Origin of the sequence: Stenotrophomonas sp. A3_2 (genome assembly GCF_036624925.1) — a bacterium.
GTDB classification, from domain to species: Bacteria; Pseudomonadota; Gammaproteobacteria; order Xanthomonadales; family Xanthomonadaceae; genus Stenotrophomonas; species Stenotrophomonas hibiscicola.
On sequence record NZ_JAZKVY010000088.1, the window covers coordinates 1 to 324 of the forward strand.

The window sequence follows — 324 nt, forward strand, 5'->3', positions numbered from 1 at the left end:
GCTTGCCGCGGCGGCGGGCTGATGCCGCACGATTTCGTCCCCGGTTCCGTCGCCTATGCCGCGCCGGCCGACCGCGCCGGCGTGCGCGCGCGGCTGACCGGTGTCGGCAGCTACCTGCCGCGCGAGGCGGTGAGCAACGACGCGCTGGCGACCCGCGTGGACACGTCGGACGAATGGATCCGCGAGCGCACGGGCATCCGGCAGCGCTACATCGCCGCACCGGACGAGACCGCGGTCTTCATGGGCGCGCGCGCGGCGGAAGCGGCCTGCGCTATGGCCGGCCTGCCGCCCGCCGAGGTGGACGCGATCATCGTCGCCACCTCC

At 75.3% G+C, this 324-nt stretch carries 1 pseudogene; it reads left to right on the forward strand.

Going from position 1 to position 324, the window contains the following annotated elements:
* Nucleotides 1-21 precede the first annotated feature (21 nt).
* Nucleotides 22-324, forward strand: a pseudogene (locus tag R5H29_RS01530) (hypothetical protein); the annotation flags it as partial.